The organism is Trichococcus sp., assembly GCF_049589555.1.
Lineage (GTDB): Bacteria > Bacillota > Bacilli > Lactobacillales > Aerococcaceae > Trichococcus.
Window position 1 is genome coordinate 1 of the sequence record NZ_JBAWAZ010000126.1, and the last position, 5,043, is coordinate 5,043.

The following is a 5,043-nucleotide window of genomic DNA, read 5'->3' on the forward strand; positions in this document are numbered from 1 at the left end:
ATAATCCGAACGCCATCCCGGATCGCGCTTCCTTGACCGGGAAAAATGCGGCGGTCATCCGGGAAGTGATGGCGGGAATCACCAAATATACAAAAGAGGCCATCATCATTCTGATCACGAATCCATTAGACACGGTGACTTATATCGCGGCCAGCGAATTCGATTACCCGGAAGGGCGGATCTTCGGGACCGGAACGATGCTAGACTCGGCCCGTCTGCGGAAAGTGATTTCGCAACGTTATGGTGTCGACCCTAAGAGCGTGACCGGCTATATGATGGGCGAGCACGGATTTACCGCCTTCCCGGTGGTGAGCCGTTTGGCCATAAACGGCATCCGCTATGATGAGTTCGGAACTTATTTCCCCGAAGTGGAGACGTTGGATCCTGAAGCGATCGGGGCAGCGGTCGTGAAGTCGGCCTATGATGTGCTGAATGGGAAAGGTTGGACGAATGCCGGGGTTGCGCAATCCGCCATCACCTTGGCGCAAGCGGTCCTGTTGGATGAAAAGAGCGTCCACCCCGTCTGCACGATTCTGCGCGGACAGTACGGTCATGACGGCGATGTGGCCTTGAGCATGCCTTGCCTGATCGGCCGGAACGGTGTAGAAAAACAATTCGGGGTCGCTTTGAATGAGTGGGAAACCGCCAAACTCAACGCTTCCATCGATTACATCCAATTGGCGATGAAGGATGCGAAGACAGGTCCATTCAAAGAATAAGAAGGAGGGAATAGTGGAAAGCTGTGCTCTTTTTGAGTTGCGGATTTTTTGCTGCGACACCCTTAAAGGCATCGCAAAATTTGACAAAGGTGCGCATGGATATCCATAATTATGGTGTAGACGTTTCGTTTTGTCAGCAACAGTTCTAATGTTGGATGCGCTCACCTTATTTTGTTGGGAAGGCAGGCATAGAGATGGCAGCCATAATCAATGTGAAAAATTTTTCGAAATATTATGGGGATTATCTTGCAGTGGAGGATGTTTCTTTCGAGGTGGAAGAGGGCAGCAGTTTTGCTTTTCTGGGTCCGAACGGTGCAGGCAAGAGCACCACGATCAACGCCTTGTGTACGATGATCGATAAAACCTCGGGAGTACTTTTGATTGATGGAGAAGATGTCTCTAAGCAACAGAAAAAAGTCCGCAAAGCAATCGGCATCGTTTTTCAGGAACCGACACTGGATCAACAGATGACTGTACAGGAAAATCTGGTTGCTCACTGCATCCTTTATGGGGTGCCGAGGAATGAGATAGGGGAACGAATCGGAATATTGCTGGATCTTGTTGATTTGTTGGAATGGCGGAACAGTCTCGTCTCTACCCTTTCCGGCGGGATGAAGCGTCGGGTTGAGATTGTACGCGCGCTTGTTCATTATCCGAAAGTTCTTTTTTTGGACGAACCGACGACGGGCCTTGATCCGCAGACTCGAAATCGCATGTGGGAGTATATCATGAAGCTGCAGAAGGAGAAAAATATAACGATTTTCTTAACCACGCATTATATTGAAGAAGCGGAAGTGTGCGATCGAGTAGCTATCATGGACGACGGAAAAATCATCGTCAACGATACCCCACAAGCTTTGAAAAATCGGTATACCAAAACGCGTGCTGTATTGAAGATGAAGGATTCCCGAAAAGCCGAAATCTATTTATTGCAGCAGGAGTTCCGTTATGAAAAGAAAGGTGGATACTTGCATCTTGAGGTGGACGACATGGAAAGATTTATTGAGGCAATCCACTCATTGAAGGAGGATGTTCTGGATTTGGAGGTTACGAAAGGGAGCCTGAACGACGTTTTTCTTGAAATTACAGGCAAAAAAATCCGTGAGGGTGGTGATGCGGGGTGAGAGCCATCTGGACATTATGCTTGCGCAATCTGCGTAACTTTATGCGCAACCGCATCCGCTTGCTGATTACTTTTCTTACGCCTTTCGCGTTCATCTATGTATTGTCTTCCCTCTTTCAAAATCAGCTGCAAGAAAATTCTGTCAATCATGTTATCGCCGGTGTGACTATCGCCACCGTATTTCAAACATCGTTGAATATCGCGGCCACTACGATTGAGGATATCGGTTCAGGTTATATGAAGGAAATACTGGTCAGCCCCATCAATCGTTTCCAGGTAGCGTTCGGACAGTTGTTGGCGGGCGCCCTGATTGCGACGATGCAAGGATTCAGTATTTTTGTGATCGGGATGTTCACCGGCTTAGGATTTGAAAAGCCGCACACGATTGTGTTGGTCTTCCTGTCGATGTTCTTGGTAGGGATGGTCTATTCTGCCTTGGGTCTTTGGGTTGCCACCATCGTTCGGGACGCGCAAACCTACCAAATCGTTGGCCAAGCGGTAGTTCTTCCGTTGGTTTTTTTATCCGGTGCGTATGTTCCTGTGAGCCTTTTTCCGACGCTTTTGGAGTACCTGTCTTATGCGAATCCTATGACCTATACGACCATGTTTTTTCGGGCTATTGTCTTGGAAAACAACGGAACGGATGCTGAAATGGTCAGAAATGGATTGGCGTTGAATTTCAATGGATTCATATTCAAGCCATGGATGAGCGGCCTTGCCGTATTCGGATGTGGCATCGTCTTCCTCGCTATGGCTACAGTTACGTTCCAGCGGGCCGATTTTACGCATAAGCGAAAGAAAAGAAGGAAAGCAGAGAAGGTTGAATAGCATTATTTTCGCATCGACCACATTGTAAGAGAGGAGTGGCAAAAATGAAATTCAAAGACTCTTTACGGAAGGCCTACAAAGGAATGGGGCGTTCCATCAGTCGTTATCCACTGACCGTACTTTTTTTGATCGCGGTCGCAGTGTTGAACAGCTTCATGATCGAAAATCCGCGCGAGGATTATGCCCGCTATCTGTTCACTTTTTTGGTGGGAGCCATGCTGAGCATCGTAGGCCAAATGGTTTATGAACGCTTCTTTACGCAACTGAATGCCCGCTATCTGCTGATGGGCGGAGCAGTGCTGCTTGCGACAGGCTACTTTTTCGCGGTCGGGCCGCAGACGCTGTACAACATAGCCATCAACGTCAAGACCGGCGTAGCGCTTTTTGCCCTTATGATCGCCTTCATTTGGATTCCTTCGATAAATAGCGTGAAGGTTCCGTTCCATCGGAGCTTCCTTTCGGCGTTGAAGGCATTCTTCACTACCGTGCTTTTTTCAGCAGTGTTGACAGGCGGAATCAGCGCCATTTTCTATGCCACTGATTATCTGCTCTTCAACATCGATTTCAAAATCCTCACGCATCTTATGAATATCGTAGGTTCCTTGTTCGCGCCAATCTATTTCTTGTCGATGACGCCGCTGTATCCGGGCAAACGCGAAGAATTGATACCGGATGAGGCATGGGCGAAGCGCGGGGAAACGCTCGACCGCCAATTTATGGTGCCGCGCTTCCTGGAAATCCTGATTTCCTACATCATCATCCCGTTGACGGCCATCTATACGTTGATCCTTGTGGTCTATGTCGTCATGAACATCAGAGGGGAATTCTGGACAGACAATCTTTTGGAGCCGCTGCTTGTTTCCTATGCGATCATCGTCATCATCGTCTACATCCTTGCCTGCAATCTCGAAAATAAATTTGCCGAGCTGTTCCGCAAGATTTTCCCTAAGGTCCTGATCCCGATTGTTGTCTTCCAGACCATCGCCTCCTTCCTGAAAATCAGGGAGATGGGCGTCACGCATGGCCGCTACTATGTCATCCTGTTCGGCATCTTCGCGACGATAGCCGGGGTGATCTTCAGCTTCATGAAACCGAAACATAATGGTCTGATCGCCATCGCCTTGCTTGCGCTGTCGGCGATTTCCATCATCCCGCCAATCGATGCCTTTACGGTCAGCAAGAACAACCAGATTGGCTTTTTGGAACAGAAACTAATGGAAAATGATATGTTGGTGGACAACGCCATCGTTCCGAAAAGTGATGTTTCCCTCAGCGATAAGATTGTCATCACCAAGGTGGCTTCCTACATCGACAACATGGGCTACAATAAAGAGGTGGCCTACCTGCCGAGCGACTTCAATGTCTACAGTGATTTCAGCGATACCTACGGATTCGACATGACCTACTCCGAAACGGAGTACCCTCAAGGTGAAGGTGAATTTGTCTATCTGAATTGGGATGCCGATCCCGTCGTCGGAATTGCAGACTTTGATGTCATGATCCATCAGTATCTTTACTATTCTGAAGTCGAAACGAGCCCCGTCGAAACTACCGATTTTGAAGCGAATGGACAACCATACCAATTGGAAAAAAGGTTGGATGACGAGTACTACATCTTGGTTGTGAAGGATGCGGCAGGTGTGGAACTGATCTCCTACAATACCCGCGAATTGTACGATACCATTTTCGAGCAGGCCGCAACTTCAGGCTTCGATAAAGGGAACCTGACGGTCGAGGATGCGACGATAACCATCGAAAATGACCAGATCAGAATGAATATTTTGGTCAATTCCTTGGAACGCACATCGGATTTCACCGGTGGCGATCTCTACCTCTTCATTGAATTCAAGTAAATAAGAGGCCAGCAAGAATGCTTTCAGAGTCCCGAATGCGCGAATATGGCGTAATCGGGGCTTTTTTTGGTTTCTTTTAGTGAAAGGCCATGTGAGGAATGATGACGCGGAGAGACGGTGATTGGATAGTGGTTTGGGAATGAGTTTTAATGATATGTGAGGTTTTGTGACCTAGTTTGTTATGGGAAAGTAGACAATGGCAAAAAATCACCTTATAGTTAGTTTAATAATTGAATTGCATCCTGAAACGAGGTGCTGATCCGACTCTTGTGTGACTTAATCTTACACAAGTGGGAAGGGAGAGATAATATGGTGTATGGGATGGAGATTGAAGGAAACAAAAAAATATATGATTTCGAATCGGTCATCAGCAGAAAAGACAAAGGTTCCGTGAAGTGGCAACAGATGTATCAATGGATGCCGGATGTAGCGGATGATGTGGTGCCGCTTACGGTGGCGGACATGGAATTCAGGACTGCGCCGGAAATCACCAAAGGGTTGCAGGAATATTTGGAAGACA

At 47.7% G+C, this 5,043-nt stretch carries 4 protein-coding genes and 1 pseudogene; all 5 read left to right on the plus strand.

All coding sequences use genetic code 11. The features are described 5' to 3' along the window. Positions 1–719, plus strand: a 719-nt coding sequence (locus WBV27_RS05220; protein WP_424200057.1) for a lactate/malate family dehydrogenase, incomplete at its 5' end; no start/stop codon positions are given. A gap of 194 nt (positions 720–913) precedes the next feature. Further along, a complete protein-coding gene (locus WBV27_RS05225) occupies positions 914–1,843 on the plus strand; it encodes an ATP-binding cassette domain-containing protein (protein WP_424200059.1) in 930 nt (309 codons plus the stop codon). After that, a complete protein-coding gene (locus WBV27_RS05230) occupies positions 1,840–2,670 on the plus strand; it encodes an ABC transporter permease (RefSeq protein WP_424200061.1) in 831 nt (276 codons plus the stop codon). The genes WBV27_RS05225 and WBV27_RS05230 overlap by 4 nt, the downstream gene beginning before the upstream one ends. Before the next feature lie 44 nt (positions 2,671–2,714). After that, the gene (locus tag WBV27_RS05235; RefSeq protein ID WP_424200063.1) at positions 2,715–4,523 is read left to right on the plus strand and encodes a DUF4153 domain-containing protein; all 1,809 of its coding nucleotides are present in this window, start codon (positions 2,715–2,717) and stop codon (positions 4,521–4,523) included. Between the two features lie 309 nt (positions 4,524–4,832). Continuing rightward, positions 4,833–5,043, plus strand: a pseudogene (locus tag WBV27_RS05240) (hypothetical protein); the annotation flags it as partial.